The 26,728-nt window shown below is 68.7% G+C and carries 21 protein-coding genes; 10 read left to right on the forward strand and 11 right to left on the reverse strand.

Going from position 1 to position 26,728, the window contains the following annotated elements; translation table 11 throughout:
- Positions 1 to 8: 8 nt before the first annotated feature.
- From ACWESM_RS33505 to ACWESM_RS33520, 4 genes are all read right to left on the reverse strand, one after another.
- The gene (locus tag ACWESM_RS33505) at positions 9 to 563 is read right to left on the reverse strand and encodes a GtrA family protein (protein ID WP_355080814.1); all 555 of its coding nucleotides are present in this window, start codon (positions 561 to 563) and stop codon (positions 9 to 11) included.
- Positions 560 to 2,806 (reverse strand): hypothetical protein, encoded by a 2,247-nt coding sequence (locus tag ACWESM_RS33510; RefSeq protein WP_452495173.1) that lies wholly within the window; start codon positions 2,804 to 2,806, stop codon positions 560 to 562. The genes ACWESM_RS33505 and ACWESM_RS33510 overlap by 4 nt, the downstream gene beginning before the upstream one ends.
- A gap of 71 nt (positions 2,807 to 2,877) precedes the next feature.
- Positions 2,878 to 3,369 (reverse strand): GtrA family protein, encoded by a 492-nt coding sequence (locus tag ACWESM_RS33515; protein ID WP_412808094.1) that lies wholly within the window; start codon positions 3,367 to 3,369, stop codon positions 2,878 to 2,880.
- Entirely contained in the window at positions 3,366 to 5,537 is a 2,172-nt protein-coding gene (locus ACWESM_RS33520) for a hypothetical protein (protein WP_452495229.1), read from the reverse strand. Before ACWESM_RS33520 ends, ACWESM_RS33515 begins: the two co-directional genes overlap by 4 nt.
- Before the next feature lie 269 nt (positions 5,538 to 5,806).
- On the opposite strand from ACWESM_RS33520, the gene ACWESM_RS33525 reads away from it, so the two are divergent.
- Both ACWESM_RS33525 and rffA read left to right on the forward strand, forming a co-directional pair.
- Positions 5,807 to 6,907 carry a glycosyltransferase family 2 protein gene (locus tag ACWESM_RS33525; protein ID WP_355080809.1) on the forward strand — a complete coding sequence of 367 codons (1,101 nt, stop codon included), beginning with the start codon at positions 5,807 to 5,809 and terminating at the stop codon, positions 6,905 to 6,907.
- Positions 6,897 to 8,036, forward strand: a complete 1,140-nt coding sequence (gene rffA / locus ACWESM_RS33530) for a dTDP-4-amino-4,6-dideoxygalactose transaminase (RefSeq protein ID WP_452495175.1) — start codon at positions 6,897 to 6,899, stop codon at positions 8,034 to 8,036. The genes ACWESM_RS33525 and rffA overlap by 11 nt, the downstream gene beginning before the upstream one ends.
- A gap of 18 nt (positions 8,037 to 8,054) precedes the next feature.
- On the opposite strand, the gene ACWESM_RS33535 is transcribed toward rffA, so the two are convergent.
- Both ACWESM_RS33535 and ACWESM_RS33540 read right to left on the reverse strand, forming a co-directional pair.
- A complete protein-coding gene (locus tag ACWESM_RS33535; RefSeq protein WP_355080806.1) occupies positions 8,055 to 8,654 on the reverse strand; it encodes a class I SAM-dependent methyltransferase in 600 nt (199 codons plus the stop codon).
- Positions 8,655 to 8,710: 56 nt separating this feature from the next.
- A complete protein-coding gene (locus tag ACWESM_RS33540; RefSeq protein ID WP_452495177.1) occupies positions 8,711 to 11,662 on the reverse strand; it encodes an AMP-binding protein in 2,952 nt (983 codons plus the stop codon).
- An 803-nt stretch (positions 11,663 to 12,465) separates the two neighbouring features.
- On the opposite strand from ACWESM_RS33540, the gene ACWESM_RS33545 reads away from it, so the two are divergent.
- The 5 genes from ACWESM_RS33545 (at position 12,466) to ACWESM_RS33565 (ending at position 17,592) form a co-directional block, all read left to right on the forward strand.
- Positions 12,466 to 13,872, forward strand: a complete 1,407-nt coding sequence (locus ACWESM_RS33545) for a family 2B encapsulin nanocompartment shell protein (protein WP_364430214.1) — start codon at positions 12,466 to 12,468, stop codon at positions 13,870 to 13,872.
- A 14-nt stretch (positions 13,873 to 13,886) separates the two neighbouring features.
- Positions 13,887 to 15,455 (forward strand): family 2 encapsulin nanocompartment cargo protein terpene cyclase, encoded by a 1,569-nt coding sequence (locus ACWESM_RS33550; RefSeq protein WP_452495179.1) that lies wholly within the window; start codon positions 13,887 to 13,889, stop codon positions 15,453 to 15,455.
- A gap of 43 nt (positions 15,456 to 15,498) precedes the next feature.
- Positions 15,499 to 16,371: a geranyl diphosphate 2-C-methyltransferase gene (locus ACWESM_RS33555; protein WP_355080798.1), complete on the forward strand. Its 873-nt coding sequence runs from the start codon at positions 15,499 to 15,501 to the stop codon at positions 16,369 to 16,371.
- Positions 16,368 to 16,943, forward strand: coding sequence for an isopentenyl-diphosphate Delta-isomerase (gene idi, locus ACWESM_RS33560; RefSeq protein WP_355080797.1), 576 nt, complete (start codon positions 16,368 to 16,370; stop codon positions 16,941 to 16,943). The genes ACWESM_RS33555 and idi overlap by 4 nt, the downstream gene beginning before the upstream one ends.
- A 298-nt stretch (positions 16,944 to 17,241) precedes the next feature.
- Entirely contained in the window at positions 17,242 to 17,592 is a 351-nt protein-coding gene (locus ACWESM_RS33565) for a hypothetical protein (protein ID WP_355080795.1), read from the forward strand.
- Positions 17,593 to 17,599: 7 nt separating this feature from the next.
- Here ACWESM_RS33565 and ACWESM_RS33570 read toward each other — a convergent pair whose 3' ends face one another.
- From ACWESM_RS33570 to ACWESM_RS33580, 3 genes are all read right to left on the reverse strand, one after another.
- The gene (locus tag ACWESM_RS33570) at positions 17,600 to 18,328 is read right to left on the reverse strand and encodes an aspartate/glutamate racemase family protein (RefSeq protein ID WP_355080793.1); all 729 of its coding nucleotides are present in this window, start codon (positions 18,326 to 18,328) and stop codon (positions 17,600 to 17,602) included.
- Positions 18,328 to 19,815, reverse strand: coding sequence for an NCS1 family nucleobase:cation symporter-1 (locus tag ACWESM_RS33575; RefSeq protein ID WP_452495182.1), 1,488 nt, complete (start codon positions 19,813 to 19,815; stop codon positions 18,328 to 18,330). Before ACWESM_RS33575 ends, ACWESM_RS33570 begins: the two co-directional genes overlap by 1 nt.
- A gap of 86 nt (positions 19,816 to 19,901) precedes the next feature.
- Positions 19,902 to 20,624: a GntR family transcriptional regulator gene (locus ACWESM_RS33580; RefSeq protein WP_355080789.1), complete on the reverse strand. Its 723-nt coding sequence runs from the start codon at positions 20,622 to 20,624 to the stop codon at positions 19,902 to 19,904.
- A 187-nt stretch (positions 20,625 to 20,811) separates the two neighbouring features.
- Here ACWESM_RS33580 and ACWESM_RS33585 point away from each other — a divergent pair, with 187 nt between their 5' ends.
- Together ACWESM_RS33585 and ilvA are read left to right on the forward strand one after the other, a co-directional pair.
- Positions 20,812 to 21,981, forward strand: coding sequence for a serine hydrolase domain-containing protein (locus ACWESM_RS33585; RefSeq protein ID WP_452495184.1), 1,170 nt, complete (start codon positions 20,812 to 20,814; stop codon positions 21,979 to 21,981).
- 30 nt (positions 21,982 to 22,011) lie between these two features.
- Positions 22,012 to 23,232, forward strand: coding sequence for a threonine ammonia-lyase (gene ilvA, locus ACWESM_RS33590; protein WP_452495186.1), 1,221 nt, complete (start codon positions 22,012 to 22,014; stop codon positions 23,230 to 23,232).
- 35 nt (positions 23,233 to 23,267) lie between these two features.
- Here the strand turns inward: ilvA and ACWESM_RS33595 are convergent, their stop codons facing one another.
- Positions 23,268 to 23,591 carry a DMT family transporter gene (locus ACWESM_RS33595; RefSeq protein ID WP_397279331.1) on the reverse strand — a complete coding sequence of 108 codons (324 nt, stop codon included), beginning with the start codon at positions 23,589 to 23,591 and terminating at the stop codon, positions 23,268 to 23,270.
- A 121-nt stretch (positions 23,592 to 23,712) separates the two neighbouring features.
- Between ACWESM_RS33595 and ACWESM_RS33600 the strand changes: the two genes are divergently transcribed.
- On the forward strand, positions 23,713 to 24,978 hold the full coding sequence (locus ACWESM_RS33600; RefSeq protein ID WP_452495187.1) for a hypothetical protein: 1,266 nt from the start codon (positions 23,713 to 23,715) through the stop codon (positions 24,976 to 24,978).
- Between the two features lie 39 nt (positions 24,979 to 25,017).
- Here ACWESM_RS33600 and argH read toward each other — a convergent pair whose 3' ends face one another.
- Positions 25,018 to 26,427: an argininosuccinate lyase gene (argH, locus tag ACWESM_RS33605; protein ID WP_452495189.1), complete on the reverse strand. Its 1,410-nt coding sequence runs from the start codon at positions 26,425 to 26,427 to the stop codon at positions 25,018 to 25,020.
- Between the last annotated feature and the right edge of the window lie 301 nt (positions 26,428 to 26,728).

The raw sequence follows: 26,728 nt of genomic DNA on the forward strand, positions 1-26,728 counted from the left end.
TCAGGAACCTACCTTCCGGCCGGGCCGGAACGAGAACCGTCCGCATCGGGGGCGGGCGTCCGGCGGAACGAGATGTGGCGATGACCGAAGAAGCTGGCGCCCGCCACCAGCGCCATCACCGCGATCGCCGACGGAATGCTCGGCAGGTGCAGCACCGAGACGCCCAATTGGAGCAGCACCATGTTCAGCACCAGTCCGCCGGAGTTCACCGCGACGAACGCGACGAAATCCCGCACCGTGCGCCCGCGCACCCGGAACACCAGGGTCCGGTGCAGGACGAACGCCACGAACACGCTGATCGAGTAGGCCAGGGCGGGCGCGAGCGCGGCGGGCGCCCGGTCGCCGAGTACCGCCAGCCACAGCACCGTCAGGGCCATGCCGAGACCCGTGTTCACCATGCCGACGATGGCGAACGCGATCTCTTGCCGACGCACCAGGCGCAGCAGCGGACCCGGGTCCGCGCTCTTGGCTCCGGAACCCGTCTCGGCCGTGACACCCGCGGCATCGAAGCGCCGCGCGTCCGATGCAGGCGCGCCGACGTCGTCCGCCGCATCCGCGCTCATCGGGCGGCGTCGGCCAGGTGGGTTTCCGGCGTCACGGCCGCGTCGAGCGGGGACGGCTCGGCACCGGAACCTTCGTCGAGCCGCCGCCTGCCGCGCAGATACGCCCACTGCGACAGGCCGACGATGAGCAGGCCGAGCAGTGCCGCGGCGACGCCGATCCGCCACCCCGGCGGCTGCCACGACACGACCAGGTCACCGGAGCTGCCAGCCGGAAGATCCACGGCGACAAAGGTTTTCGCCACCAACGTGGAGGGTGTCTCGCGACCGTCGAGCGTCACGCGGTAACCGGGCCAGCCGAGCCGCGCGAAGACGATTCGGCCGCCCTCCGTGGAACTCACCCGCACCCGGCTGGTCGTGTCCGACTCCCCGACCGAGGTGGCAGTCACGCCCTGGGTGGCGGCGATCCGGCCGTCCCGCGCCGAGATCGAGCCGTCGGTGCGCTCCAGCACCGAGATGTACTTCTCGTGCCCGGGGTAGTCGACCCAGCGCCAGCCGGGCGGCGCGGGCTGGTCGCGCGCGTCCGGGTACAGAGCGCGATGCAGTACCACCCGGTCGACTTTCATCAGGTCGACGATGGTCCGGCCGGTGGTCGGCTCGGTCGCGAACGCGCGCCGGTAGGCATCGGGACAGACGCTGGTGTCCCAGCGCATGCACAACGTCTCGCCGAACCAGTAGTGCCCGTTGGGGGTGTATCCGCTGACGTAGGTCAGCTCGAGGTCTTTGGCGTAGTTGCCGAATACCAGCGATCCGTACGCGCCGGGCAGATTCCGTTCCTGCGGCGGGATGAGCATGCGGTCGCCGAGTTGCAATGTGGTGCCGGGGAAGTCGGGGAACGCGGCTTTCATCTCCGAGCGGTTCTCCGGCAGATTCCAGCCCATCGGCGTCGGTTGCGCGTCCCGCACCTGGAGGTACGCGATGGGGAAGACCGAAACGACGATCAGCGCGCACGCCGCGGACACGCCCCGGCTGCGCCCGAGCCATACCGCGACGGCGCCGAGCGCGGCCACCCCGAGCGCCGCGACGACGTGCCGGATCACCTCGTGCGGCGCGGCCGAGAAAGTGCGCACCCACAGCAGGCCGATCAGCACCGCGGCCGCTGTGCCACGCCGCCGCCAGTCCCGCACGGTCGCGAAACGGCCGAGCAGCACGCACACCAGCACCAGCAGGCCGAGCGCGATCATCGGCAACACCCGCGCGGGCCAGCGCAACGGTCCGACCGCGCCGGGACCGGCCGTCCACATCAGCGCCATCACCGCGAACAGCCCGGGCGCGACGAGCTCACGCGCCGCGCCGAGCGCCTTGCGCCAGTCGACGAACGCCAGCGCGGGAATCAGGAACCACGCGATGTAGACCACCGGCATCGGCTGCACGTAGCCCCACCAGGAACTGAACGCGGGCAGCGTGCTGGGCAGGCTGGCGTTCAGCGACTCCGACCACGGCACCGTCAGGAACTGGTCGTTGTTGATCTGCGCGGTGCCGCGCCAGGTCACCTTCGCCGACAGCATGCTCGGCAGGTAGGTGGCCAGTCCGGCCAGCGCCGCACCGGCGGCGACGGTGAGCAGACGCACCGACGGACGCCACGCCTTCTGGTACACGAGTTCGCCGATCGCGACCGCGACCACCATCAGCCCGGCCTCGACCGCCGGGAAGATGTACTGCACCGAGATGGCCAGATACAAGAAGACGAAGGTGGGAATCGGCCCGCTGCGCCCGCGGGCGTAGTGCACGCCGGAGGCCCAGGCGTGAGCCATCCAGGCGGTGCCGGTGAACGCGGTCATCCAGCTGGACTCGTCGAAGAACAGCAGCCATCCGGTGAACGGAATGGCGGCCCCCGCGACCGCCGCCCACGGCGCCTTCGCTCCGTAGGCCAGGCAGATCCGGTACACCCCGAGCGCCAGGATGATCGCGAAGATCAGTTTCACCACGGTGGCGTACAGCGCGAGGTTGTCGACCGAGGGCGCGATCAGATCGATCAGCAGTTGCGGCGGATTGAGCAGCCCGGCCTCTTCGATGGTGTAGTTGCCCGCCATCCAGTGCTCGGGGATCATGCCGGGCAATCGTCCCTCGCGCAGGTACCGGCCGAGCATCACCCACAGCGGCGCGTACTGCGATTCGGTGTCGTCGGTATAGAAATGCCGGACGTTGGCGAGTAGCACCGCACCGTATCCCGCGATGACCCCGAGCGCCGTGATGACGCCCCATGTGCAGACTTCGCGCGAAGGAAAGGTGCTACGTTCGGCCACGAGTTCCAGACCCTACCGTCACCGCGGTGCCGCTCCGGCAAGCCAGTACCGGGATGCCATTCGGTGACGCGTCATCCGGTCGCGTTCTCGGTCCGCGCCTCCGGCTTGCGGCGGAACGAAATGTAGCGATGGCCGAAGAAACTGACGACGGCGACCAGGCCCATCACCACGACGGCCGACGGAATCCGCGGCAGGTGCAGCACCGAGACCGCCAGCGACAGCAGCACCGTGTTCATCAGCAGCCCACCGGAATTCACCACGACGAAGCCCGCGAAGTCGCGCAGCACTCGGCCGCGCACCCGGAACACGAGCGTCCGGTGCAGGACGAAAGCGACGACGATGCCGACGGCGTAGGCCAGCACGACCGCCACGGCGGGCGGCCACGCGTCACCCAGCACCGCCAGCCACACCACGGTCAGCGCGATCCCGAGCAGGGTGTTGCACGCGCCGACCAGCGCGAAGGCGACCTCCTGCCGCCGGACCACCCGCACCAGGAGTCCGGCCGCGGGCCCGTCGCCCACCGCGTCGGCGCCCACGGCGACCGGAGGCGGGTTCGTCGTCACGAAACGACGTCCGCCAACTGGCGATCCGGTTCGGCGGGCTCGGCGGCGGCGCTCTCCTCCGGCTCCTCGCGGCGCCGGGACCGGACGAACAGCCACTGCAGGACGCCGATGCCGAGCACACCCGCCACCACGGCGGCGATGCCGATCTTCCAGCCGGGCGGACGCCAGGTCAGCACCAGTTCGGCGTCCTGGGTGCCCGCGGGAACATCGACGGCGATGAAGGACTTGGCGACCGTCGTGATCGGAAGCGACTTGCCGTTCAACGTGACTCGGTACCCCGGCCAGCCCAGCCGAGCGAACACGACCCGGCCGCCTTCGGCCGAGGACACGCGCACCCGGCTGGTGGTGTCGGTCTCGGAGATCGATGTCGCGGTCGCTTTCTGGGTCGCCGTCACGCGGCCGTTCGTCGTCGAGATCGGTCCGCCGACGCGTTCCAGCACCGCGATGTAGCGCTCGTGCCCGGGATACTCGACCCACGTCCAGCCCTCGGGTGCGGGCCGGCCGGGCGCGTCCGGGAACAGCGCCCGCTGCACCACCACGCGGTCCAGGTTCATCAGATCGACCAACGGCCGCCCGGTGGTCGGCTCCGGCGCGAACATGCGCCGGTAGGCGTCCGGGCAGACACTGCCGTCCCAGCGCATGCACAGCAGCTCACCGAAGTAGAAATGGCCGCTGGGGGTGTACCCGTTGACGTAGTTCAACTCGAGTCCGCGGGCGTAGTTACCGAAGACGAGCGAGCCGTAGGCCGCCTCGATGCTCTTGTCCTGCGGCTGCAGCAGTCCGCGGTCGCCCAGCTGGATGGTGTTGCCCGCGAAGTCCGGGAACGCGGCCATCGCCTCCGAACGCTTCGTCGGCAGATTCCACGACATCGGCGTGGGTTGCGCGGCATCGACCTGGAAATAGGCGATCGGGAACATCGCGACGATGGTCAGGGCGCACGCCGCCGCGGTGCCCTTGGCGCGCCCGAGCCACACCGCCGCCGCCACCAGCGCCGCCAGCGCCAAGGCCGCGATGACGTGCCAGATGGCGTCGTGCGGGTCGGCGGAGAAGGAGCGCACCCACAGCAGCAGGATCAGCACGCCCGCCGCGATGCCGCGGTTCTTCGGATCGCGGAACGTCCCGAAACGCCCCAGCAGCACGCACACCAGGACCAGCAGCCCGATGGCCAGCATCGGCAGCACGCGTGCGGGCCAGCGCAGCGGCCCGACGGAACCGGGGCCCGCCGTCCACATCAGCATCATGATCGCGAAGATCGCGATCGCGCTGAGCTCCCGCCACGCCTCCTTGGCTCGCCGCCAGTCGACGAACGCCAGGGCGGGGATCAGGAACCAGGCGATGTAGGTGACCGGCAGCGGCTGCACGTAACCCCACCACGACGTGAAGGCGGGCATCGAACTGGGCAGGCTGGCGTTCAGCGACTCCGACCACGGCACCGTCAGGAACTGGTCGTTGTTGATCTGCGCGGTGCCGCGCCAGGTCACCTTGGCCGACAGCATGCTCGGCAGGAAGGTCAGCAGGCCCGCGAGCCCGGCGCAGCCCGCCGCCAGCGTCAGCCGCAGCACCGGCTGCCACTTGCGCTGGTACACGAGCTCGCCCACGGCCACGGCCAGCAGCATCAGCACCGCTTCGACCGCGGGGAAGATGTACTGCGTCGAGATGGTCAGGTACAGGTAGACGAAAACCGGAACGGGCCCGCCTCGACCGCGCGTGTAGCGGACCGAGGCCGCCCAAGCGTGCACCATCCACGCTGTGCCGGTGAGCGCGGTCATCCAGCTGGCTTCGTCGAAGAACAGGAAGAAGCCCGACAGCGGCAGCGCGATACCCGCCACCGCCGACCAGGCGGGCCGCCCGCCGTAGACGAGGCAGACGCGGTACACGCCGAGCGCGGCGATGATCGAGAAGATCAGCTTCACGACGGTGGCGTACAGCGCGACGTTGTCCACCGAGGGCGCGATCAGATCGATCAGCAGTTGCGGCGGGTTGAACAGGCCCGCGTCGTCCATGGTGTTGTTGCCCGCCATCCAGTGCTCGGGCACCATGACCGGAAAATCGCCTGCGCGCAGCGCACGGCCGAGGCCGACCCACAACGAGGTGTACTGGGACTCGGTGTCGTCGGTGAAGAAATGCCGGGCGTTGGCGAGCAGGACAGCGAGGTAACCCGCGACCACTCCGAGCGCGGTGATGACCCCCCACCGGTAGACATCTCGCCGCGAATACGCGTCCGGCGGCGAGTCGAGCACTGCACTGTCCGTCACGAGTTCCAAACCCTACAGGGCGGCTCCCGGCTTGGCATCGGTCGCGGACGCCACCAAGATGAGGGCATGATCAGCTGCTCCGCTGGCCACCCGGCGCACCGTGCTAGAGTCCACACCGGTTCGGGCTCCGCAGTTCTGCCACGAGTACCGGCACGCACCGTCATCGAAAGTCGATCCAGCTGATGCCGATCCCACCCGCCCGCACACTCCGTTCCGGCGCCCCCGCGACGAACGGTGACCCGGCACGGCCCGGCGTGGACCGGCCGCACACGGTGTCGGTGGTTGTGCCGGTGTACCGGGGCGAGGACACGATCGCCGGTCTGGTCGCCGAACTGCACGATCTCACGCGCACCACCGAGACTCCCGGCGGTACCCCGTTCGTCGTCTCCGAGATCATCCTGGTGCACGACCACGGCCCGGACCGCTCCGACGTGGTGCTGCAAGAACTGCAACGGACCTATCCGACCGTGCGCACCGTCTGGCTCAGCCGCAACTTCGGCCAGGACGCCGCGACGATCGCCGGGATGTCGGCCGCGGCCGGTGACTGGATCGTCACCATGGACGAGGACGGCCAGCACGATCCCCGCTTCATCAGCACGTTCCTGGACACGGCGCTGGCGCAGCGCGCCGATCTGGTCTACTCCAAGCCGAGCAACACCAGGCCGCACGGCTTCCTGCGCAATCTGACCTCGCGCGGAGCCAAGCTGGTGCTCGCGACGCTGTTCGCGTTCCCGGATTCCACCCGGTTCGAGAGCTACCGGCTGATCCGCGGGGACATCGGCAGGCAACTGGCCGAGGTCGCGTCCAACGGCGTCTACCTGGACGTCGCGCTGACCTGGGTGGTCGGCGCCGTCGCGCAGGCGCCGGTGGTGCTGCGCGCCGAGGGCAGGGAGGAGTCCGGCTACAACTACCGCCGCCTGTTCTCGCTGTTCTGGAAGATGGTGCTGTGCAGCGGGACCCGCGGGTTGCGGCTGGTCAGCCTGCTCGGCGTCACCCTGGCGCTGGCCGGCGGCGTGATGGCCGCGGTCGTCGTGATCGAAGCGCTGACCACCGACGGCTGGGCGCCGGAAGGCTGGGCATCCACCATCGTGGTGCTGCTGCTGTGCTCCGGCGCCATCCTGTTCTCACTCGGACTCATCGCCGAGTACCTGGGCGTGGCGCTGCACATCCTGGTGGGCAAACCGCTCTATCTGACCGTCGAGACGCCGACACCGCGTCCGGCGGACACTTCGGAAATGACCGCGACCACCGCCAGCAGGGGGACCGACCGGGTTGAGCACTGACCGCGTCATCTTCAGCCGTCCGTACCGGGCGCGCCGGGAATTAGCGAATCTGGAGGCCGTGCTGGCCTCCGACCACAGCCACGGCGACGGACAGTTCACCGCGTCGGCCACCGCGAAGCTGAAGGCGATCACGGGCGCTCCACACGCCCTGCTCACCACCTCCTGCACATCCGCGCTGGAAATGGCGGGCCTGCTGCTGGAGTTGGGGCCCGACGACGAAGTGATCGTGCCCAGCTTCGCCTTCACCTCCACCGCCACCTCGATGGCGCTGCGTGGCGCCACGTGCGTCTTCGCCGACATCGATCCGGCCACCGGGAATCTGGACCCTGAGTCGGTGGCGGCCGTGGTCACCGAGCGGACGAAGGCCGTGGTGGTCATCCACTACGGTGGCGTCGCCGCCGACATGGCCGGACTGCTCGACCTGGCGAACGCGCACGGCTTCGCCGTCGTGGAGGACAACGCGCACGGACTCGGCGGCACCTGGCGTGACCGGAAGCTCGGCACCATCGGCACGATGGGCACGCTGAGCTTCCACGACACCAAGAACGTGCACTGCGGTGAGGGCGGCGCGCTGCTGCTCACCGACGAGATCCTGATGGCGCGCGCCGAGATCATCCGGGAGAAGGGCACCGACCGGGCCCGGTTCCTGCGCGGCGCCGTGGACAAGTACTCCTGGCAGGACATCGGCTCCAGCTACCTGCCCAGCGAGCTGAACGCGGCCGTGCTCGACGCGCAGTTGGACGAGTTCGACACCATCCAGGCCGGACGCCACCGGGTGTGGGACGCCTACGCCGCCGCCCTGCCGGAGTGGGCCGAGCGCAACGATGTCCGTCTGATGTCCGTGCCCGCCGATCGCGGGCACACCGCGCATCTGTACTACCTGCGGACCCCGAACGAGCGCCGCCGCGACGACCTGATCGCGCACCTCGCGGCGCGGGGTATCTCCGCACCGTTCCACTACATCCCATTGGATTCCAGCCCGGCCGGGTTCAAGCTCGGCCGCACGCCGCGGGCCTGCGCCCGCAGCGCGGAGTTCTCCGGAACCGTCGTGCGTCTGCCGCTCTGGCCGGATCTCACCGACGCACAGGTGGCCCGCGTCGTGGACGCGGTCACCGCGTTCACCGTGTGAACCGGTCCGCACGCCGGTTCACGCGGTGAGTATGTAGAGCTTCTCCCGCCCGCCCGCGATGAGGGACTGCCGCGCCACCCGCGGGCCGTACGCCGTGAAGAACTCGTCCAGCGTCCGCTCGGTGAAGCGGTGCGCCTGCTCGCCGTCGCCCGCGTCGGTGAACCGCTTGCCGATCGTGGCGAGGACCGGATTGTCGCTGGTGGCCAGGTTGCGGACCGGTTCGGCGACGATCACCCGGTCGGTGGCCGCAGCGAGCATCCGATCGAGCAGCGGGCGCGGCTCGGGCAGGAAGTGGTAGAGGCTGGCCTGCATGATGACGTAATCGGCCGTGGGCAGCGCGTCGCCGGAATGCAAATTCCACACCTTGCCCCGCCCTCCCGCTTCGTTCACGCGCGCGACGAAGCGCTCGTTCAGATCGAGCCCGGTGTAGTCGACCGACTTGTGGCGCAAGTAGCGGGTGTAGAGCGTCGCGGGTCCGCAGCACAGATCGACCACGCTCGCCCCTTCCGGGACGAGTTCCGCGATAGCGCGATACCGAGCCGTGTAGTGCTTGCCGTACAACCCGCGCATCAGGACCTCGTAGACAGTCCCGTTGCGGTAAATGAGGCTCGTTCCCACAGGCACTCACTATGCCATCGGTCGATGAATCCGGCTCTTCGGCAACATGTATCGCGTCAGCCACCGAGCAGCGCGCGCGCTTGGTCGTCGGTGAGGATCTCGTAGGCGTCCGATGCCCGGTTGTACCACCAGGTATCCGGCCCCGGCTCCGGCCTGCCCGCCGCCTGCACGGCGCGGGCGGACGGACGGAACGACGGGCTGCGCGGGATGTCGTCCACCACGTACACCAGGTCGGGCCGCTGGTCCGGGTCCAGCACCCGCAACGCCTCGGTGACATCCTTCGGGTCCAGGCGGAGACCTTCGCGCACGCTCACCGCGGCCACCGCGATGCAATGGTCGTCGACGTTCAGTCCGTAGGTGACTTCCATGTCCACAGCGGTGATGTCATTGAGCACGTCGACGATCGGCTGACCGAAGACCGGCCCGCGCCGGGTGTGGATCACCGTGTCCGTGCGGTCCATCAGCCAGTAGTCGCCGTCGCCGTCGCGGCGGAACAGATTCTCCGTCGGCATCCAGGAGTCGCCCGCCGTGAAGACCCCGCGCAGGCCGCCCGCGGAGATGTCGACGCCGTCGGACGCCTTGCCGATCAGCAGACCCACCTCGTTGTCCGCGCAACGGCGGGCGTAGCCGGATCCGTCGACCAGGATGCGTTCGGTGAGCGGGTCGTAGGCGACCAGTTCCACCTTCGCGGTGCCGGGAACCGGCCTCCCCTTGCAGCCGCGTTTCACCCCGGCCACGTTGGCCAGCACCACGTCACCCTCGATCGAGGCGTAGTACTCGAGCACGCGGGCGGGCTCGAATTGCTCCACGGTGCGCCGCCACAGTCCGGCGGGCATTCCGGAGCCGATGAACAAACGGATCGGGTGGCTGTGGCCGTCCGGGAACACCTCCGCGTCGAGGATGTCGCGCAGCATGGTCCAGGTGTAGGTCACCACGGTGACGCCGTAGCGGTGCACCTCCTCGGCGAAGCGCGCCGGGTCGAGCGACCGGGCCAGCGAGACCCGGCTGCCACCCGCGATCGCCCCGCCGAGACTGACCAGCAGCCCGGACGAATGATGCAGCGGCGCAAGGCAGTACACCGTGTCCCTGCGATTGAGATCGGCCGTGGTCGCGGTGCCGAACGCCGACAGCGCCCAGCGGTGGTTGGTGATGTACTTCGTCTCCAGCCGGTCACCGGTGCCGGTGACGAGCACGAACGCCAGCTCGCGCGCCAGACCGGGGTCCGGCCGGTACCAGGCGGGCACCCGCACCCGCGCCGGGTCGATCTGCTCGAGGTCGATCAGGCGGTCGGTCGTGGGCAGCGCCAGCTCGCGCGTGCTACCACCGCCGAGCACCAGCACCCTGGCGTCGGTCGCGGCGGCCTGCCGCAGGTTCTCCGGATCGGAGATCAGCGTCTCGACGCCGGTGAGCTCGATCGCGCGGCGCAGGTCGCTGTGCGGGGCGAGCAGCACCGCCACCGCGCCCAGCCGCGACAGCGCCGCGACCGAGGCCAGCGCGCTGGGCCGGGTCTCCATCACCACGCCGACCCGCATGGCCGGGCGCACGCCCACCGAGATCAGGCCGCGCACCACGTTGTCGATGCGCTCGTTGACCGCCGCGTTGGTGTGCACGCGGTCGTCGAACAGGAAGAGGTCCCGCTGCGGCGCGCGGCGCGTCTGCTCGGTCAGCAAACGGCCGAGCGATATGCGGGTGTGCGGCTGGATCATGCCGAGGCGGGTCAGCCTCGGCAGAGCCCGCGCGGCCTCTCCCGCCAGTTCGATCGATCCGCGCACCGTGTTGCTCGCGATGCCTTCGAGGGCCTTGCCGACGCCGGTGCCCGCCTCGGCCAGCGTCGCGGCGGTGTGCACCACCCGGGTGGCCGCCGAGCGGGGGCGATTGCTGGGCACGTGCTCGGTCATCGGCACGATCTCAGGGGGCAGCGGCTTGTCGCCGTTCATCCATTCCACCCACTGCCGCACCAGCGGCCAGGTGTGTTTGCTGGCCATGCTTCCGGCCACCAGGCCAAAGTGGCCCGCGACCAATGTCGCCTCGTAGACCTCCGCGTTCGGCGCGGCCCGCACGATGCCGCGCACCGCGGCGGGCTGTCCGATGTCGTCGACCTCGCCGACGAACGCCAGGATCGGGCATTTCAGTTCGGCCAGCGAGATCGGGTGATCGCGAATCACGAAACCGCCGAGCATCAGTCGGTTGTGCGCGACGAATTGCTTGAGCAGATCCGCCGCGGCCGGGCCCGCGTAACCGACCCAGCCTTCACTGTTGAGGAATCGGCGCTGGCGCTCCTTCGGCAACAACGCCTCGCGGTCGTGCAGCTGAAGCAGGAAGTCGATCCTCGACTTGGCCGTCTTCACCGGATCGAGCAACTGGAAGCCGATGCGCACCATGGAGTCGGTGATCGGCAACCGGGTGACCACATGATCGGCCAGGAAGTCCGCGACGTCGGAGACCATGCCGTAGGGCAGCCCGAACGGCATGCCCGCGACGATGTCGACCGGGCTGCCGAAGGTGACGATGCTGTCCACGCCCTTGCCGTACCGGTAGGCGGCGGTCTGGTAGGCGAACATGCCGCCCTGCGAGTAGCCCATCAGGTGCACGCCGCTGCCGGTGGCCTCGTTGACGGTGTCGATCGCGCTGTTGACGGCCAGCACGTGGTCGGCGAGATCGCGCTGCCAGCCGCCCTCCTCGCTGGCGGGCGAGCCGAAGTCCACCACCCAGCAGTCGATGCCGCCGCGGTGCAGGATCCCGACGGCGCCCTCTTCGGCGTTCACATCCCAGATGTCGGCGTTCACCATGAGCGGCGGGACCAGCACGGCCACCGGGCGCCCCGGCGTCGTGTCGTCGGGGAAGTAATGCCGCAGCCGGTACATGCGTCTGCGTTCCACGACCTCGAACGGCGAGGACGCCACGTCAGGGGTCAGTCCGCCGAAGCGGATGACCTCCAGGCCGTTCTGCGCGGTCGCCATCAACCGCTGTACCGAGCCCACCACAACCTTCGCATTCAACTTCACCATCGCTCCTGGCCCTACCCTAGAACGTGACCCGCATCACACACGGCGACGTGTTCAGACGAGCTTCCCACACCACTTGTCCATTATGTGTCCGCTGTGACACGTCACATGCCAGGTTGCCGCAGTCGGCTCCCTGCCGGTCACGTATCGACGCGGAAACATTCCATCGCGGCAGCCCCGGCCACCGGCAACCCGGATAGGTCAGCGCCATCGGTGTGCCCGGGCGCCCGCCACCGTTTTCACGCCGCGCTTGAATACGGGCGCACATCGATCGAGGGGTCACCTACTCGACCGTATCCCGGCGGCACCCACGCCCCGGCTCGGACATGGCTTACGTCCGGCAGCACAGCGGGTAGGGACATCGCTCGCGACCGGTGGATGCCACGGCATGGCCGCGATGGCCACTCCAGCCGCCCGATTCGCCCACATCGAGAGAGCGCCGGGCACCGCTTGTGCCGAGGCAGTCGAACGCTCACATAGCTGATCTGCCGCTACCAGAACGCAATTCGGACCGGACCTCCGGACGCAACCCGCCGTTACCGGAATCGACCGCGTGTCGTGACCATCCGGCGCGCGTCGGAACGATCTTCGAAATTTTTCTGTGCACAGCCGCTTTCGGCGTCTACCATCGATCACGTCTGGAACGCCCTGGCGCGTAGGCAAATTCGATCGATGAGCTCTCCGCGGGCACGCCCGCTGCTGTTTGATGTGAACACCCGGCGACTCTGAACTATCGACGATCTCGAATCCCCTGCTCCACAACCCGTCACCACGTCTCGGTGGCCGTCTCGAGGTGAGGACCACGCATGACCATTGAAATGCCAGTCCAAACGGAAAACAACGTGCGCAGGAGCCTGAGCACCAGTACCGCGGGCCTGCTCGCGCACACCACCAAATCCGAACCGCAGATGCAGGGCATCAGCTCGCGATGGCTCACTCGCGCACTGCCGTGGACGCAGGTCAACGGCGGTGTATACCGAGTGAACCGCCGCCTCACCCACACCGTGGGCAACGGCGAAGTGGAATTCGTCATCGACGGCTCCACCGCACGCGTCATTCCCCTGGAATTGCAAGAACTTCCGGCGCTGCGCGGATTCGATGACGAGGACGTGCTGCGCGCCCTCGCGGACCGTTTCGAACAGCGCGATCTCGAACCGGGCATTGTGGTAGCGGAATTCGGCAATCCGATGGATCAAATTCTGCTGATCGTGCACGGCAAATTGAGCAAAATCGGGTCGGGTGAGTACGGCGAGCAGACGAAGCTCGGCATCCTCGGCGGCGGCGACTTCTTCGGCGACACGATATTGACCGAACCTTCGGCGATCTGGCCGGTCACCATCAAGACGGTCACGCGAACAACCATGTTGGTCCTTCCGCGACGATCACTCACAGAGTTCATCGACAGAACTTCGGCATTGCGCGAGCAACTTTCTCGCGTGGCTTCCGCACCCACCCATCCGCAGAACAACAAAGGCGAGGCGGACATCGCGATCGCCTCCGGCCACGCGGGCGAGCCGCTGTTGGAAGGCACGTTCGTCGATTACGACGCCGCCCCACGCCAATACGAACTCAGCCTGGCGCAGAGCGTGCTGCGGGTGCATACCCGAGTCGCCGACCTGTTCAACGACCCGATGAATCAGGTCGAGCAGCAGCTGCGCCTGACCATCGAAGCGCTCTACGAACGCCGCGAATACGACCTGGTCAACAACCCCGACTTCGGGCTGCTGCACAACTGCGATCTCAAGCAGCGCATCTACGCCGAGACCGGCGCGCCCACCCCGGACGACTTCGACGAACTGCTCAGCATGCGCCGCAGCACGAAACTATTTCTTGCCCATCCGAAGGCGATCGCCGCGTTCGGACGCGAATGCACCAAGCGCGGGCTCTACCCGGATCCGGTCGAGGTGGACGGGCACCGGGTTCCGGCGTGGCGAGGCGTACCGATCTTCCCGTGCGGCAAGATCCCGATCAGCGACACCCAGACCACCTCGATCCTGGCCATGCGCACCGGCGAGAAGGACCAGGGCGTGATCGGCCTGCACCAGACCGGGATTCCGGACGAATACGAGCCGAGCCTCAACGTGCGCTTCAAGGGCATCGACGACCAGTCGATCATCTCCTACCTGATCAGCTGCTATTACTCGGCGGCCGTGCTGGTGCCCGACGCGCTCGGCGTGCTCGACAACGTCTCGGTCGCCCGGCAAGCCGACTGACCGGGGTGATGGGCATGTCGGTGCTCTCCCGCGCCGCGGCGGCGCACGCCACCGATGAGGTGGCCGCCACCGTCGTCGCGCTACTCACCAATACCCGGACAACCGCTCCGGCCGACCTGTTGTCGACGAAAGCGGCTGATTCGCCGGATATTTCGTCGGTGGCCGGACAGGCGGGGGTCACACCGCGCGCTCTGCTCGGTCCGTCCGGCCTGGGCGCCGCCGCGCTGTTGCTTCCCCGTACCGGCGCGGACGCTGCCACGACGCCCGCCGTGGCGGCGACTTCCCCTACCGCTGTCCGCGCCGGCACACCGGGAGCAGCCATCGAAGGGGCAGCCGCAGTTCTCGCCACCGCACCGGGGCCGCCCCTGGTGACGGGACGAACTCCGTTGCCCGCAGCGCCACGCATTCCCACCGGACCCACCGGGCTCGGCACGCCGTCGGCGCTGCTACACGGCCTCGCGGGGCCACCTCGCACGGGCACGCGGACGCAACCGAGCATCGGGTCGGATGCCGCGGGCGGTCCCGCACGCGTGCCACGCACACCGACCGGATCCGGCACCGCCGAGGTGTGCCGCGATCGGCAGGATCCGATTCCACCGCTGTACTGCCCGCCGCCGCTGCGTGACGATCCGGCTCTCGCCGAGGCCGTCAACATCGGCATCGTCGACTGGGCCAGGGACATCGGGTTGTACGAGGGGCGGCTGCAGGAGTTGCGCGACGCCGATTTCGGCCGGCTGATCATGCTCGCCCACCCGGACTGCGACGATGCCGACCGGCTGCTGGCGGCGGCGAAATGCGCGGTCTCGGAATGGTCCGTGGACGACTACTACTGCGAGGAGGATGCCGACGACCGGGCACCGGACGGCACCCCGTCCAGCGCCGAGGCGGAGTTGGGTCCCCGGCTCGAATTGGCGGCCGCCGCCATGGACCCGGTCCATCTTCCCGCGCGTTACGTCGCCCAGCTCGAGGCCGCTCTCGAAGCCGATCCGATCCTGCGCGCGTTTCGCACGTCCTTCGAGCACCTCGCACGCTACGCACGCCCTGCGCAACTGGCCCGGCTGCGCACCGAGATCGCGGGCTGGTTCATCGCGCTCGGAGCGGAAGCGGGCTGGCGCTCGGCGGGGCGGATGCCGCCGGTGTGGGAGTACCTCGCCAATCGGCAACCGCACAGCTTCCTGCCGTGCATGGCGCCGACCGATGTGGTCGGCGGCTACGAGTTACCGGCCGCCGAGTACACCGACCCCGCGGTGCGCCGCGTGGTCACCACCGCCGCGCTGGCCAGCCAGATGGTCAACGACCTGTATTCGATGGCGCGCGAGGATCTCTCCAACGGCAGGGAGTTCAACCTGCCGACCGTCCTGGCCGCCGAGGAGCGCTGCTCGCGCCGCGAGGCCGTGCTGCGCACCGCCGAGGTGCACGACGAACTCGTGCACCGGTTCGAACGGGAAGCGGCGCCCCTGGCCGCGCTCGGCTCGCCGGAACTACGCCGTTTCCTCGCAGGCCTGTGGGCCTGGATGGGAGGCAACCGCGCCTGGCACGCCGACAGCAAGCGCTATCGCGACCCGCACCAGAGCCACCTGTAAGAGAGCAACGAAGCAGTACCGCACCGAGAGAGGATGATCGCGCATGACCATGCTCAACCCGGAGACCGGGACCGTTCTGCGTACCAGCTACCAGAAATCCGTCGCCGCGTACTGGAACAACAACCCGAACGACGACCGGGTCAACACCAAACTCGGTGAGGTCGACGGGCTCTACCACCACCACTACGGCATCGGCGAGCCGGACCTGTCCGTGCTGACCGGCCCGGCGGACACCCGGGAGGAACGCATCGTCGCCGAACTGCACCGGCTGGAGACCGCGCAGGCGGACTTCCTGCTCGACCACCTCGGCGACGTCCGGCCCGGCGACCGGCTGCTCGACGGCGGCTCGGGGCGCGGTGGCACCAGCTTCATGGCCAACCAGCGCTTCGGCTGCCAGGTCGACGGCGTGACCATCTCCGAATATCAGGTCGGCTTCGCCAATGACCAGGCTGTTCACCGCGGCGTCGCGGACAAGGTGCGGTTCCACTTCCGCAACATGCTCGACACCGGCTTCGAGACCGGTTCCATGCGCGGGATCTGGACCAACGAGACCACGATGTACGTGGACCTCTTCGACTTGTTCAGCGAGTTCTCCCGCCTGCTGGAGCCGGGCGGACGCTACGTGTGCATCACCGGCTGCTCCAACGACGTGACCGGCGGTCGCGCGTCCTCGGTCAGCTGGATCGACGCGCACTACGGCTGCATGATCCATCCGCGCGGCGAGTACTTCCGCGCCCTGGCCGCGAACAACCTGGTGCCCATCTCCGTGACCGAACTCACCGCGGCGACCATCCCGTACTGGGAGCTGCGCACGCATTCCGAGCTCGCCACCGGCGTCGAGAAGCCGTTCCTGACCGCGTACCAGGAGGGGAGCTTCCACTACCTGCTCATCGCCGCCGATAAGGTGGGCAGGTGACCGACGCCCTCGCCCAGCCGTACACCGACCGCGAGGCCCTGCCCGTCGAACTCGTCGACGACGCGGGCCGCGCGGTCGGCGCGTGCACGGTCGCCGAGGCACACCTGGCCCCGGGACGACTGCACCGCGCGTTCTCCGTCTTGCTGTTCGACTCGGCGGGCCGGGTGCTCTTGCAGCAGCGTGCGGCGGTCAAGACCAGGTTCCCGTCACTGTGGGCCAATACCTGCTGTGGCCACCCCGCACCCGGCGAACCGGTCGCTGCCGCGGCGGGGCTGCGGCTGGCCGAGGAAATGGGCCTGACGATCGCGCTCACCGAGGCCGGGATCTACCGCTACCACGCGGCGGACCTGCGCACCGGCCGCGTCGAATCCGAGTGGGATCACGTTCTGATCGGGCGCCTCGACATCGGCAACCCTCGACCGGATCCGGCCGAGGTCGCCGACTTCGCGTGGATTCAGCCGGACGCGCTACGCGACGCGCTGGCCGACAACCCGGACGCCTACACCCCATGGCTGGCCGGTGTCCTCGACGTCGCGGAACACGCGCACGTCACAGGAACCTCTGCGCACTGATTCGTCGTATCGTTTTCTCCTGGTCCGAGGCAGCCGAACACATCTCGCCGACTGCGCAGGCGGCGCGGCTGCCTCGATCCAGCCGGCGAATTCACGACGGCTTTCCCTCCCGAGCCGGTTGTAGCTCGACATTCGCGCTGGTCGACACACTCGGCATGGTGCGTGACATCGATTGATGCGCATATCCATGTAACAACATGGAGTGAAACTGAGAGAACTCATAGGAACGGCACAGGCTGTGACCAGGACCGTTCTGCATCGTTGAGAGGTACGAGTTCTCGGTGAAGTGAGGTGCGTGATGGTGGAATTCGAGGTCACCGGAACGACGGTGACGGTGCACGTGCTCGGTGCGCATCAGCTGCTGGCGCTGCGCGACCAGCTGAGTTTCGACCTGTCCGCCGTCACCGCGCTCGGCATGGCCGGGGTCGACCGCCGCCCGCCGTGGGTGCGCACGCCCGGCACTTTCTTCCCCGGCGTGATCGCGGCGGGGACCTTCCGCGGCAAGGGCCGCAAGGAATTCTGGGACACCCGATTCGACGGACACGCCATCCGTATCGACTTGGCGGGCGCGGACGTCACACGGCTCGTGGTCGACGTGGCCGACCCGGACGCCGAACTGCGCAAGCTCGCCATCGCGGTAGCCGCCTGAGCCTCGCTCAGGCCCCGAACGATCGCAGCGAGCCGGTGTAAGGCTTCGGCGGCGGCGCGGCGAATTCGCCCCGGCCGGACTTGCGCAGACCGAGCGTGAGCAGCGATTGGACGGTCAGGGTCGCCGCCGCCACACCGTCCACCACCGGCACGCCGACCTCGGCGCGCACGTGCGCGGACAGATCGGCCATCCCCGCGCAGCCGAGGACGATCGCGTCGGACCGGTCCGCCTCGACCGCTTCCCGGCACGCTTCGGTGACGATCTTGCGCGCGTCCGGATCGGTGTCGAGGGCGAGCACGGGAATCTCGCAGGCGTGGATACCGCGGCAGAAGTGCCGCATCCCGTAGCGCTCCGCCAGATCGGCCGCCCGGCCGACGGTCCGGCCCAGGGTGGTGACCACGCTGAACCCGCGACCGAGATGAGCGGCGGTACGCATAGCGGCCTCGGCGATCCCGATCACCGGTCCCCTGGCCAGCTCGCGCGCGGCGTCGAGACCGGGGTCGCCGAAGCAGGCCAACACGTAGCCGTCGACCCCCTCGGCCTCCCCGCGCCGGATCGCGGCGAGCAGGCCGGGAACGCTGAGCGCTTCGTCGTAGTGACTTTCGATCGAGGCCGGTCCCATCTCCGAGGTCACCGCGTCGAGCAGGGTGCCAGGACCAGCGACGGCCCTGGCACACCGCTCGATCGTGTCGGTCATCGCCCGGGAGGTATTGGGGTTGACCACACGGATATGCATCAGGCCGCGCTCTCCCGCATCGCCGGCCAGGTGCGTGTGGCAAGGACGTAGTAGGCCATGAAGCCGAGGCCGCAACCGATGAACCAGCTGTACTGTGCCGCGGTGTACATACCGGTGACATCCTTGGCCAGCACCGGCATCACCGCGGCCAGCGCGCCGACGACCGTCGCGATCACCGCGGCCGGGTTGTATCCGCCGCGATACCAATAGCGTCCGCTGCTGGACATCGTGAACAGGTCGTCCACCGCCACGCGTTGCTTGCGTACCAGGTAGTAATCGGCGATGAGCACCCCGAACAGTGGGCCGATGAAGGCGCCGAGCACCTCCAGCGTGTAGTGGATGACCTCCGGGTTGTTGTAGAGATTCCACGGCGTGATCAGCACCGAGCCCACCGCGGCGATCATGCCGCCCGCGCGCCAGCTGACGCGCTGCGGACTCACGTGCGAGAAGTCGAAGGCGGGCGAGATGAAGTTCGCGACGATGTTGATGCCGATGGTGGCGACAGTGAAGGTCAGTGCGCCGAGCACGATCGCGAAGGTGCTGTCGATGCGCGCCACCGTGGCGACCGGGTCGGTGATCAGCTCGCCGTAGACCGGCACCGTCAGCGAGGCGGTGATCACCACCAGCAACGAGAACAGCAGGAAGTTCAGCGGGAGACCGAGCAGGTTGCCCCGGCGCACCACGGCGAAGGACTTGCCGTACCGGGAGAAGTCGCCGAAGTTCAACATCGGCCCGGAGAAGTAGGAGACCACGAGCGCGATGGCGCCCAGCATCACGGGCACCGAATCCCATCCGGTGTACCGCACCGCGCCCAGGTTCAGATCGATCGCGCCCCAGCCGGCCTTCGCGATCAGGTAACCGCACAACAGGAACATCACCACGTACACCGCGGGCCCACAGAAGTCGATGAACCGGCGAATGGACTCCATGCCCTGCCAGAAAACGCAGGCCTGCACCACCCACAGCGTCAGGTAGCTGCCCCAGCCGAGCAGCGACAGACCGAGGAATCCGTAGTCGCCTGCCACCGCGTACGGCGCGAGGGACGGAAACAGCTTCACCAGTACGACATCCAGTGCCGCCGAAGCGAGGAATGTCTGAATGCCGTACCAGGCCACCGCGATCAGCCCGCGGATGATCGCGGGGATATTGGCGCCGAGCACGCCGAACGCACTGCGGCAGATGACCGGGTACGGCACGCCGGTCGCCTGACTCGGCTTGGCGACCAGATTGCAGAAGAAATACACCAGGGTGATCCCGATCAACAAGGCCACCAGTACCTGCCAGCTGGCCAAGCCGAGCGCGAACAAGCTACCCGCGGTGACATAGCCGCCGACGCTGTGCACGTCCGACATCCAGAACGCGAAGATGTTGTAAGAGCCCCAGTTCTGCTTGCGCAGCGGCGCGAGATCGTCGTTTGTGAGCCGTGGATCATAGCCTGCGGGGGCGATCCGCTCGGGAGCGGGTGCCGCGGCGATGGTTTCGGTCATGGTGTTTCCCATCCGAAGGGTGAAACTGTGATCGAAACGACGGTAGGAATCGGCTATTGCCCGTCCATTGCGCGGTTATTGCCCGGCTATTGCGCGGCAGATATATCTTCCGGGGCGAGCAGACCGGTATCGGTGGGCAAGGTCGCGATCACGGACTCCAGCCTGCGATGGTGATGTTCGGCGACGAGCAGCAGGCGCTCGACGTCCCGGGCCAGGAACGCGTCCAGCATCAACGCGTGGTCGGTGTGCAGCCGCACTCGGTCGGCCCGGCCGATGTGCACCATCGACTGCACCGGCTCGGTGACGTTCCACGCCGCTTCGAGCATGTGCAGCAGCCGGAACATGCGTGACGGCCGGGTCAGCGCCACATGGAAGGTGCGCGACCCACGGTGGTAGGCGGCCGGGTCGTCGTCGCGTATCGCCTGTTCCATGGCCTCGTTCACATCCAGCAGTTCGGCGCGGTCGGCGGCGGAGTGGTTCATGGCGGCCGCGGCGAGCGAGGCCGTCTCCAAGGTCTGCCGCACGATGTACATCTCGCGCAACTCGGCGGCGGTCAGTTGCGCCACCGTGTATCCGGCGTGCGGCTCGTGGGTGACCAGCCCCTCCCCGATCAGCGTCTTGAGCGCCTCGCGCACCGGAATATGGCTCACGCCGAACAGTTCCGCCACCTCGCGCAGCGGGATGACGGTACGGGGCGGCACCGCCCCGTCGAGGATCACCCGGCGCAGTTCGCCGAGGATGATCTGCGGGCGGCCGGGTGTGTCGACGACCAACCTCGCGAGCAGCGCCGAACGTCGTCTCGGGGGCATGACAACACGCTAGGGGCAGCGTGTTGCGTTCCCGGTCACCCGTGTGACGGTCAGGAAACGTCTTCTCACAGTACCGACCGGTCGCGTGGTGGGTGCGGGTCCCGGCCACCGGTCTCGAGCGAAACGAGACACCTAGCATTGGATTGTTCGCGACGCCGCAGGCGCTGAAAGACAGGCACAGGTTTCGATGACAGTTTCGGCAGGACAATTCGTAGATCGCCGCTTCGCGCGATTAGTGGCGGAGTTCGACCGGCTGTTCCGGCGTCCGTCCGACGGCGGCGGAGCGCTGGCGGTCTACTTGCACGGCGAGCCGGTGGTGGACGTCTGGGCCGGTTACGCGCATCCGGATGTCCCGTGGGCGCACGACACCGTCGCGATGGCGTTCTCCACCGGCAAAGGGATCGCCAGCACGCTGGTGCATCGCCTGGCCGAGCGCGGCCTGATCGACTACGACGAGCCGCTCGCGACCTACTGGCCGGAGTTCGCGGCGGCGGGCAAGGAGCGCATCAGCGTGCGGGCGATGCTGACCCACCGGGCCGGGCTGCACCGGCTGCGTGGGCTGCTGCCCGGACCGGTCGAGCGATTCTTCGACGACGCCGCGGTCACCGCGGCGCTCGCGGCCGCCGCGCCCGATCCGCGGCACAGGGTGACCAGCGGCTATCACGGCATCACCTACGGACACCTCGCCGCGGAGCTGGTGCGCCGGGTGACCGGAACGGAATTCACCGACGCGCTGCGCACCGAGATCGCGCTACCGCTCGCGGTCGAGGAACTGTGGTTCCGGGTCCCGGCAGCCGAGCGCGGGCGTATCGCCACCAATTTCCCGCGCCTGACGGTCGCGGGCATGAGCTGGGAGCGTGGCTCGCGGATGCTCGCCCGCACCCGCTTCGCGGCCGCCGCCGACACCACCCCCGTGGGTTTCGCCGAGCTGGTAGCCGATCCGCGCCTGCACGACTCGGTGATGCCCGGCCTCAACGGCGTCTTCTCCGCCCGCGCGCTGGCCCGCGTGTACGGCGCGCTCGCCAACGGCGGGCAACTGGACGGGTATCAGCTGCTGCGCCCGGACACCATCGAGCAGATCACCCGGCGGCAGGTGTTCACCCCCGACTACGTGCTGGCCTTCCGTATTCCCTGGGCGCTGGGTTACCACGGCGTGCCGATGAAGCCGTCCAAGACCGAACCCATCTCGGCTTTCGGCCATTTCGGCCTCGGCGGCTCCGGCGGTTTCGCCGACCCGGCGACCGGGATGTCGCTCGGCTTCGTCACCAATCGCCTGGGCAGCCGGATCACCCCGCTCGGCGACGCGCGCCTGGCGCGCTTGGGGACGCTGGCCCACAACCTCGCCAGAGCCGCCTGATCTCGCCTGCCCGAGTGGCAGCATGGCGCTATGGAGACCGTCGACATGCCGCGGATCGCGGCGGCCACGCGGCTGCTGGACCCGGTGATCCGGCGCACGCCGCTGCTGGCCTCGCGAGTGTTGTCCGAGCGCGTGGGCGCCGAAGTGTGGCTGAAATGCGAGAACCTGCAGCGCACCGGGTCGTTCAAGCCGCGCGGGGCCTACAACCGAATCGCGAATTTGCCGCAGGAGGTTCGGGAGCGCGGCGTCGTGGCCGCGAGCGCCGGTAACCACGCGCAAGGCGTCGCGTGGTCGGCGGCCTCGCTCGGCATCGCGTCGACGGTGTTCATGCCGGTCGGGGCGTCACTGCCGAAGGTGACGGCGACCAAGGCATACGGTGCGCAAGTCCGCCAGGTGGGCGAGACCATCGACGAGTCGCTGGACGCCGCACTGGATTTCGCCGACCGGTCCGGCGCGACGCTGATCCATCCGTTCGACCATCCCGATATCGTGGCAGGCCAGGCCACCGCCGGCGTGGAGATCGCGGAGCAGCTGCCGCAGGTCGGCACGGTGCTCGTGCCCACCGGCGGCGGCGGGCTCTTGGCGGGAGTCGCGGTCGCGCTGCGGCATATGGCGCCGAACGTCCGCGTCATCGGGGTGCAGGCGGCGGAAGCGGCCGCCTGGCCGGGCTCGCTGGCGGCGGGCCACCCGGTCCGCGTCGAGCGGATGTCGACGATGGCCGACGGCATCGCGGTCGGACAGCCCGGCAAAGTGCCGTTCGGCCATGTGGCCCAGCATGTTTCACGAATCGTGACGGTGGACGAGGAAGCGCTGTCGCAGGCGCTGCTGCTGTGCCTGGAACGCGCGAAGCTGATCGTCGAACCCGCGGGCGCCGCGGCGGTCGCCGCTCTGATGAGTATTTCGCCCGAGGAACTCGGCCTGCGGGGGCCGGTCTGCGCGATCCTGTCCGGCGGCAATATCGACCCGTTGCTGCTGACCCGCGTGATAGGTCACGGCCTGAGCGCGGCAGGTCGCTATCTCGCCGTGCGCGTGACGATTTCCGATCGCCCCGGCGCGCTGGGATCGCTGCTGGCGGTGGTCGGCAAGACGGGCGCAAGCGTGGTCGACGTGGCACACTCCCGCACCGGGACGTGGCTGGCGGTGGACGAGGTGGAAGTGGCGCTCACCCTGGAGACACGAGGTACCGCTCATCGCGACGACGTGCTCACCGCCCTCGGGAACGCGGGATACGGGGTCCACGTATCGGATTGACCCGCGACAACTCGCGGGCTGCCTCGCAGCCGAAGTCAGTGCGCGCCACCGAGTTCCAAGGCGAGCACGCCGAGTATCACGAGCCCGATGCCGCCGACCTGCACGAGGGTCAGCCGCTCGTTGAGGAACAGCACGCCGATCAGCGCGATCGCGGCGACGCCGATCGCCGACCAGATGCCGTAAGCCACCCCGATCGGCATCCCTCGCTTCAGCGCCTGGGCGAGGAAGAAGAACGCCGTGCAATAGCCGACGACCACCACGATCGAAGGGACGAGCTTGGTGAATCCGTCGGACAGTTTCAGTGAAACGGTCGCGGTCACCTCGGAGGCGATGGCCAAGGCGAGCAGCAACAAGGTCATTTTCGCAGCCTAGTCACAGCCGCGACCCGGCCTCGGCCCCCGCACCGGTGGGCACCGGCCCTCCCAGTGCCGGGGATTCGCGGACCGGCGACCGTTGCCGACGTGCCGATACGCTCGGCCGATGCGTAGCTCGAACGTTGCGGTGACCGGTTTCCCCCTCGACGAAGTGACCTGCAACGAGTTGCCGTATGCCGAGCGCGATGAGAGGTACCGGCGTTTGCACGAGTGGCCGGAACCGAGTTACGCGCATCGGTCCGGGCTGCGCATGATCTGGAAGTACGACGACGTGCGCGAAGTGCTGGACGCGACGACACCGGGCATCTCCAACGCGAATTCGCTGGATCCCCTCGTCGGTTACGCGCGCATCGCGGCGACGCCCCGCGCCATCCCGCATTTCGTCCGGCACCTGGTTCCGCCACCCGCGAAGGCGACCGCCAACCTGTCCGACGACCTGTTGCACAAGCGGGTGTGGAATACCATGGCCGGGCCTTCTGGGCATTTCACCATCTCCCCCGCCGATCGGGCCGCCCGGGCCGCCGAGATGGCCGAGCACTTCCACGCGGCGGTGCGGGACGCGGGATTCCGGCCCGGCTCGCCGTTGGACGTGACTGCGTTGTCGATCGGTTATGCCGCCCGCACCGTCGGTGCGGCGGTCGGCTTGCCCGCATCGGACTGGCCGAACGTGGCCGCTTGGAGCGGAGCGCAATCGGGACTGCTCGGCCGGGTGATGCGCGGACGCGAACTGGCCGACGCGGTGAGCGCGCTCGGCTGGCTGTTCACCGTCAGCGGCAGAGCGGTCCGCGCGGGCCGCGGCAGCGAGGCGACCGGGTTCGCCCGCACACTGCGCGACGCCGGGCTGTCCCATCGGATCGCGGTATCCGCCATGGCGAATTCATTGGCCGCAGGCGTGCACACGGTGAGCGGCAGCATTCAGCAAGGCGTCCAGCGACTGCTCGGGGATCCGGACCGCGTCTGGTGGGATCTGCTCACCGAGCCGAACGGCGGCGCACGGGTCGCGGCGAAGATCCTTCAACTCGATCCGGGGCTGGTGGCATGGAAGCGTCGGGCCAGGACGCCGGTCGTACTCTCCAGCGGCACGCGGCTGCCCGCCGGACCGTTGCTCGTGATGTTCGCCGCGGCGAACCGCGACCCGGAGGCGTTTCCCGACTGCCTCGCGCTGGACCGGACCGGCAAATTGCCGTTGACCTTCGGGTTCGGCAGGCATGTCTGTCCCGGCAAGAGCATGGCCACGCTGGCGGTCGAGGTGTTTCTCCGGCAGTTGCGCGAGCTGACGCCGGAGGCCGAACCGGCGCAAGGGTTCGACGTGGGTCCCCGGCGCCGCAGCGATCTGCTGTTCAGCGGAGCCGACATCACCGTCGTCGGATAGGCCGGGTCGCGGATCGCGGACAGCGGGCGGAGCCCGGGTTCAGTCCAGCCAGGCTCGCGCCGCGGCCGCCGCCTCGCGCACCTCCGCGAGCTGCGCCGCGACCTGGACACCGGCCGTACCGCCCCGGGCGTTGCGGGACGCGATGGAGCCCTGCACGGTGAGCACCTCGCGCACCTTCCCGGTCAGCGCCGGGTCGATCGCGGCGAACTCCTCGTCGGTGAGCTCGTCCAAGCCGACGCCGCTGGACTCGGCGGCACGCACGCACGCACCCGCCGCCTCGTGCGCGACCCGGAACGGAACACCCTGGCGGACGAGCCATTCGGCGATATCGGTGGCCAGCGTGAAACCCGCGGGCGCGAGTTCGGCCATGCGATCGGTGTCGAAGGTCAGCGTCGAGACCAAGCCCGCGATGGCCGGGAGCAGCAGTTCGAGTTGCGCCACCGAGTCGAAGAGAGGTTCCTTGTCCTCTTGGAGGTCGCGGTTGTAGGCCAGCGGCTGCGCCTTGAGGGTGGCCAGCAAGCCGGTGAGATTGCCGATCAGTCTGCCCGCCTTGCCTCGGGTCAGCTCGGAGACGTCCGGGTTCTTCTTCTGCGGCATGATCGATGAGCCGGTCGACCAGGCGTCGGCCAGCGTGACATAGCCGAATTCCGGTGTGCTCCAGAGGATCACCTCTTCGGCCATCCGGCTCAGGTCGACGCCGATCATGGCGAGCACGAACGCGGCCTCGGCGGCGAAGTCCCGCGCCGAGGTGGCGTCGATCGAGTTGGCGGCGGCCGCGTCGAAATCCAGATCCGCGGCGATGGCCTCGGGGTCGAGTCCCAGGGAGGAGCCCGCCAGCGCGCCGGAACCGTAGGGCGACACCGCCGCGCGGCGATCGAAGTCGCGCAGCCGGTCGAGGTCGCGCAGCAGCGGGTGCGCGTGCGCGAGCAGGTGATGGGCCAGCAGCACCGGCTGCGCCGCCTGCAAATGGGTCTTGCCCGGCATCACCGCGTCCGGATGCGCGGCCGCCTGCTCCACCAGCGCGTCGACCACCGCGAGCACGCCCGCGGCCACCCGGCGCACGCCGTCGCGCAGCCACATCCGGAACAGCGTGGCCACCTGGTCGTTACGCGAACGCCCCGCCCGCAACCGGCCACCGAGTTCGGCGCCGACCCGTTCGATCAGGCCGCGTTCCAGTGCGCCGTGTACGTCCTCATCCGACTCGGCGGGGCCGAACGCGCCGGACGCTACGTCCGCCGCGAGGCGATCCAGCCCGTCGAGCATGCCGGACAGGTCGGTGTCGGAGAGCAGCCCGGCCTTGTGCAGCACACGCGCGTGCGCCTTCGACGCGCGGATGTCGTAGGGGGCCAGCGCCCAGTCGAAGTGCGTCGACTTGCTCAGCGCGGCCATGGCCTCGGCCGGTCCGGAGGCGAATCGCCCGCCCCAGAGCGCACCTTGGTTCGTGCTCATGCTGTTCCGCCTCTCCGGGTATTCAGGCCATACCAGTTGGGTGGGTGGTCGGTTTGCGTTCAGGTCTTGCGTTGGGTGTCGGTCGGGTTTTGGGCGTACCCGGTGAGTTACCCATGTTCTTGCGAGATCAGTTGGTGCGTTGATTCGCGAGAACAGTTGTGGGTTGGTTTGCGGGATCAACTGGTGCATCGACTTGCGGCTCAGTCGTTCCGTTGGAGTTGTTGCGTCGGCGCGCACAGGTCGAGTCGTTCCTGTTCGACGCAGCTTCGGTGGTTGCTCGAAACCATATGCCGGGGCCTCG

This window comes from Nocardia sp. NPDC003999, assembly GCF_053604885.1.